This window comes from Saccharopolyspora sp. (assembly GCF_017434145.1).
GTDB lineage: Bacteria > Actinomycetota > Actinomycetes > Mycobacteriales > Pseudonocardiaceae > Saccharopolyspora_C > Saccharopolyspora_C galaxeae.
Genome location: NZ_JAFRFW010000862.1, coordinates 1 through 4,643, shown reverse-complemented (window position 1 = coordinate 4,643; position 4,643 = coordinate 1). Strand labels below are relative to the sequence as shown.

General features: G+C 71.5%; 6 protein-coding genes. 2 read left to right on the top strand and 4 right to left on the bottom strand.

All coding sequences use genetic code 11. The features are described 5' to 3' along the window. Nucleotides 1–165, top strand: a 165-nt coding sequence (locus IJH84_RS23440) for a universal stress protein (protein WP_295149098.1), incomplete at its 5' end; no start/stop codon positions are given. 415 nt (nt 166–580) lie between these two features. Here the strand turns inward: IJH84_RS23440 and IJH84_RS23435 are convergent. From IJH84_RS23435 to IJH84_RS23420, 4 genes are all read right to left on the bottom strand, one after another. Further along, nucleotides 581–1,306 carry a hypothetical protein gene (locus tag IJH84_RS23435; RefSeq protein WP_295149095.1) on the bottom strand — a complete coding sequence of 242 codons (726 nt, stop codon included), beginning with the start codon at nt 1,304–1,306 and terminating at the stop codon, nt 581–583. Continuing rightward, complete coding sequence (locus IJH84_RS23430; RefSeq protein ID WP_295149092.1) at nt 1,306–2,253, bottom strand: ABC transporter ATP-binding protein; 948 nt, start codon at nt 2,251–2,253, stop codon at nt 1,306–1,308. The genes IJH84_RS23435 and IJH84_RS23430 overlap by 1 nt, the downstream gene beginning before the upstream one ends. 141 nt (nt 2,254–2,394) lie before the next feature. Next, on the bottom strand, nt 2,395–3,195 hold the full coding sequence (locus tag IJH84_RS23425) for an HAD family hydrolase (RefSeq protein WP_295149088.1): 801 nt from the start codon (nt 3,193–3,195) through the stop codon (nt 2,395–2,397). A 118-nt stretch (nt 3,196–3,313) separates the two neighbouring features. Further along, complete coding sequence (locus tag IJH84_RS23420) at nt 3,314–3,715, bottom strand: hypothetical protein (protein WP_200067944.1); 402 nt, start codon at nt 3,713–3,715, stop codon at nt 3,314–3,316. A gap of 188 nt (nt 3,716–3,903) precedes the next feature. Between IJH84_RS23420 and IJH84_RS23415 the strand changes: the two genes are divergently transcribed. Then, on the top strand, nt 3,904–4,643 hold a 740-nt coding region (locus tag IJH84_RS23415; protein ID WP_295149084.1), incomplete at its 3' end, for a dynamin family protein.

Genomic DNA, 4,643 nt, shown 5'->3' with positions numbered 1-4,643 from the left:
TCGCCGTCGCCGCAAGCGCTGCTGTCGGCCTCGCGCGGTGCCGACGTGCTCGTGGTCGGGCACCGCGGCCGCGGCGGGTTCGCGGGGCTGCTGCTCGGCTCCGTGGCAGAGCAGTGCGTCCGGCACGCGGCGTGCCCGGTGCTGGTGGTCCGGCCTGCGGTGTGAGCACCTCGCGAGTCCGATGAGGACGGACGCGGTCGCGCGCCGCCGAGAAAAGCCGGGCCTGCGGGCCGGATCCGGAAAGCCGCGAGCTGCGGAGAGCGCAGGATCCGCGGAAACCCCCGGTTCGCGGAAAGCCCCCCATTCACGGAAAGCACAGGGCCCGGGCCATCCCCCGAATGACAGCCCGGGCCCTCCCCCGTCCCGACCGCCGGCGCCCCCGAGCGCTGGTGCAGTCGGTCGCTTTTCGTTGTGCCGGATCGCGCGCGGCGTCCACTGTGTCCGGTCCCGGCGGAGTGCGAGCACCAGGAAGGATCACCACGGCTCGATCTTGCCGAGATCCTAACGGCCGGGGTGATCGACCTCTCCAGCGGGCTCGATAACGCGGCGCTGCGACTGTTGAACGCGCTGGTTCCGCTTCTCAGGCGTCCCTGCGCCGGACGACGAAGGCCGCGACGGTGAGTACCGCGACGGCTACGGCGGCGAAGTATGCCAGGGACCCCCACGGGCCCAGCGGCCCCCCGCTTTCCGCCGACCGGAAGAAACTCATGCCCACGTGGAAGGGCAACCAGTCGCCGACAGCGCTTCCGAAGCCCGGGATCGCGCTGATCAGGTTCTCCGCGAGCAGCGTCCAGATCAGCAGGAAGGTGACCGCACCCGCGGTCTGCCGCAGCAGTGCTCCGACACCGACGGCCAAGACCGCGGCGCAGGCGAACACCGGGCCGGCGCCGAGCAGTTCGCGCCACGCATCGGCGTCGTCGACCGCGAGTCCGGGACCGGGCGCCACGCCCAGCGCGATCGCCCACGACAGCAGGGCGGCGAGCTCACCGAGCACGAAGCCGAGCGCGGCGACGACGCCTGCCTTCGCGAACAGCACCGACGACCGGTTCGGCACCGCTTGGAAAGTGGTGCGGATGGTGCCGAAGCGGTATTCGCTGGTGACGCTGAGAGCGGCTAACGCGAGCACCACGACCATCGACGTCTGCAGCCCGCTGGCGAGCCCGGTCAGGTGCATTCCGCCCGAGGAGCCGCTGTTCATGGCGCTGAGGCCGGTGAACAGCACCGCCAGCGCGACCGCAGTGCCCGCGCACCACCAGGGCGAGCGGATGGACAGCAGTTTCATCCGTTCCACGGCGAGCATGTTCATCAGGCACTCTTCCCGGCGGTCGCCAGCGCGCCGCCCGATTCGGTCCGGTATTCCACGGCTTGGCCGGTGATCCGCATGAACGCCTCTTCCAGCGAACCGCGCTGGGGCGACAACTCGTGCAGCACCACGCCTTCGGCGGCGGCGATCTCGCCGACCTGGGCGCTGGGCACGTCGCCCAGCAGGAGCGTGTCGGGGTTCTGCGGGTCGGGGTCGCCCACCGGCAGCCCGCGCGCGCCCAGCACCTGCCGCAGCTTGGCGGCTTGCGGCGAGCGGACCTTCAGCGATGCGACCCCGGAACCGGCGACGAACTCGTCGGTGTCGCATTCCGCGATCAGCTCGCCGCGGCCGACGACCACCAGCCGATCAGCCGTCTGCGACATCTCGGACATCAGGTGGCTGGAGACGAACACGGTGCGGCCCTGTTCGGCGAGTTGCCGCATGAACCGGCGGACCCAGTGGATGCCCTCCGGGTCGAGGCCGTTGACCGGCTCGTCGAACAGCACCACCTGCGGGTCCCCGAGCATCGCGGTGGCGATCCCGAGTCGTTGCGACATGCCCAGCGAGAACCCGCCCGCGCGCTTGTCGGCCACGTCGTGCAGCCCGACCATGCCGAGGACTTCGTCGACCCGGCCGGCCGGGAGGTTGTTGGACTTGGCCAGCCAGCGCAGGTGGGCGCGCGCGGACCGGTTCGGGTGCACCGCCCTGGCGTCCAGCAGCGCGCCGACCGTGCGCAGCGGCTCCTTGAGCTGCTCGTACGGCCGGCCTGCCACGCGGGTCTGGCCTGCGCTGGGACGGTCCAGCCCGAGGATCATCCGCATCGTGGTGGACTTGCCCGCTCCGTTCGGCCCCAGGAATCCGGTGACCTTGCCCGGTTGGGCGGTGAACGACAGGTCGTTCACCGCGACCGTCGCTCCGTAGCGCTTGGTGAGGCCGACAGCCTCGATCATGTTCGCTCCTGTGCTGCGGTGAGCGCCGGGCTCCTTACCGCCCCGGCGGATCGAGCCTGTCGCAGCACCCGGAGCCGTCACATCAGCCGTGCGGCCTTTCGGATGGGCCGATCGGCCGGGACGGAGCAGCGCCGAGCGCGATCACCGGAACCACCGGGCGAGCGCGGACACCAGTCCGTCTTCGGCGACCGGCGCGGTCACCTCGGTCGCGGCGGTGCGCACCTCCACCGGGGCCTGCCCCATGGCGACGCTGTGCGCTGCCCAGCGCAGCATCTGGATGTCGTTGCTGCCGTCGCCCGCCGCGAAGGTGTCCTCGACGGCGAGTCCGAGTTCGGTGCGCAGCTTCTCCAGCGCGGCGCCCTTGGTTACGCCGGCGGGCACCGCGGTCACCCACGGCTCGTAGTGGTCGACGGTGATCGTGCAGTTGGGCAGTTCGACGCCGACCAGGGCCGCGGCCACCTCCTCGGGCCGCTGGCCCTCCCACTGCGCGATCATCCGCGGCACCGGCTCGGCGACCAGTTCGTCGAGGTCGGCGAGCCGTTGCGGCCCGTGCAGCTGGTATTCGCGGAACGGGCTGGTCACCAGGCTGCCGGTGCCGCTCTGCTCGGCGGCGAAGATCACTCCGGGCAACGCCGCGGCGAGCCTCGCGTGCACCGGTGCGGGGTCGAAGGTCTCCACCGCCAGCGCGTCACCGGTGGCCGCGTCCAGCGTGACCGCCCCGTTCGAGCACAGCGCCACACCGGAGTGCAGCTCGAGTTCGCGCAGCACCGGCACGGTGCCGAGCATGCTGCGACCGGTGGCGAGCACCACGTGCACACCGGAGTCCGCGATGCGGCGCACCGCGTCGCGGACCGCGGGGGAGATGGTCTGGGTTTCGGGGTCGAGCAGCGTTCCGTCCACGTCCAGCGCGGCGAGCTGCGGTTTCGATGCGGGGTCGGACACCGGTCCAGGCTAACCGGTCACCTGTGCCGAGGTGCCGGTTCGCCGGGCCCGCGGCCCCCGGCCCCGCCTGTTCCGGCCACTGTGGACCCGGCGTGGGGCACCGGACGCTGGGAGCGCCTCACGCCGTGCCCGCCTCCGGCTTGGCGTCGAAGTGCTCGCTGGTCCGGCTGGTGATCTCCTCCTGCAGCACCTTGTCCCGCTGCCTGGAACGCATCCGGGCCAGGATCAAGATGGTGACGCCGTGCGCGGCCGCCAGCACCAGGAACAACGCGCCGAGCCTGCTGACCATCGCGGTGAACGGATCCCCGCCGCCCATCGGCAACGTCGAGACCAGCGCGACGACCCCGAGGGTCGTCAGGTGGAACAACACGGTGACCAGCTGGTTCACCGAGTCCGCGACCTTCCCGTCCGGGTAGACCGCGGAGAGGTAGGTCGTGCCGCTGCGGCGCAGCAGCCAGCCGTCGACGAACACCAGCACGGCGCCGATGACGAGGAACGCGAACGTGTAGCCGGTTCCCATTGGAATCACCGAACTCCTTTCCGTCGCGGAGTGCGCATGTCCGTGCACTCGACGGTGTTCCCGGCAAGATCCCCGGACAAACCGGGTGATCGGGCCGCGGCTCGGCCGCATGGCAAGATGTCGGCGTTCGGTTCCACGTACGCAGGGGGAACAGGCACCCGGACCGGACAGGCACACAGGGGGCAGGGGTGAGCTCGCCGGTCGAACAGCAGAACTGGCCCGGTCCGCTCTCGGCCGCGGTCGCCCGGATGTGCACCGGCCTGCGGCCGGAGGTTTCGCAGCGCACCGCGGAAGGTTTCGACGAAGTGCTGCGCAGGCTGGCCGCGCCGTTGCAGGTCGCCGTGGCCGGCCGGATCAAATCCGGCAAGTCCACGCTGGTCAACGCGCTGATCGGACGACGCGTCGCGCCGACGGACGTGGGCGAGTGCACCCGGCTGGTGACCCGCTTCCAGTACGGCACGGTGGACCGGGTCGAGGTGGTCTTCCACGACGGCGAGAAGCAGGCGCTGCCGTTCGACGCCGACGGCGGCATCCCGGCCGATCTCGGCGTCGAACCGGAGCGGGTCTCGCACCTGGAGGCGTACCTGACCAACGCGGTGCTGCGCGATCTCACCGTCATCGACACGCCTGGACTGGGTTCGCTGGACGCGGCCTCGGTGGCCCGGACCGAGCAGCTGCTCGGTGCCCTGGACCCGGATCCCGACTCGGAGTCGGACTCGGACGAGCTGGACCCGGTCTCGCGCAACGCGGTCGCAGGGGCCGAGGCGGTGCTCTACGTGGTCACCCAGGCGGTGCGCGCCGACGACCAGCAGGCGCTGGCCGCGTTCACCGCCGCGACCGCGGGCCGGGAGGCCGGACCGGTGAACGCGATCGCGGTGCTGAACAAGGCCGACACGGTCGAACCGGACTCGGTGCCCGATTCCGGCGG

Bases quoted from the DNA above. Each gene is read 5' to 3' on its own strand.
- IJH84_RS23435 (WP_295149095.1), bottom strand. From the start codon at position 1,306: ATGAACATGCTCGCCGTGGAACGGATGAAACTGCTGTCCATCCGCTCG.
- IJH84_RS23430 (WP_295149092.1), bottom strand. From the start codon at position 2,253: ATGATCGAGGCTGTCGGCCTCACCAAGCGCTACGGAGCGACGGTCGCG.
- IJH84_RS23420 (WP_200067944.1), bottom strand. From the start codon at position 3,715: ATGGGAACCGGCTACACGTTCGCGTTCCTCGTCATCGGCGCCGTGCTG.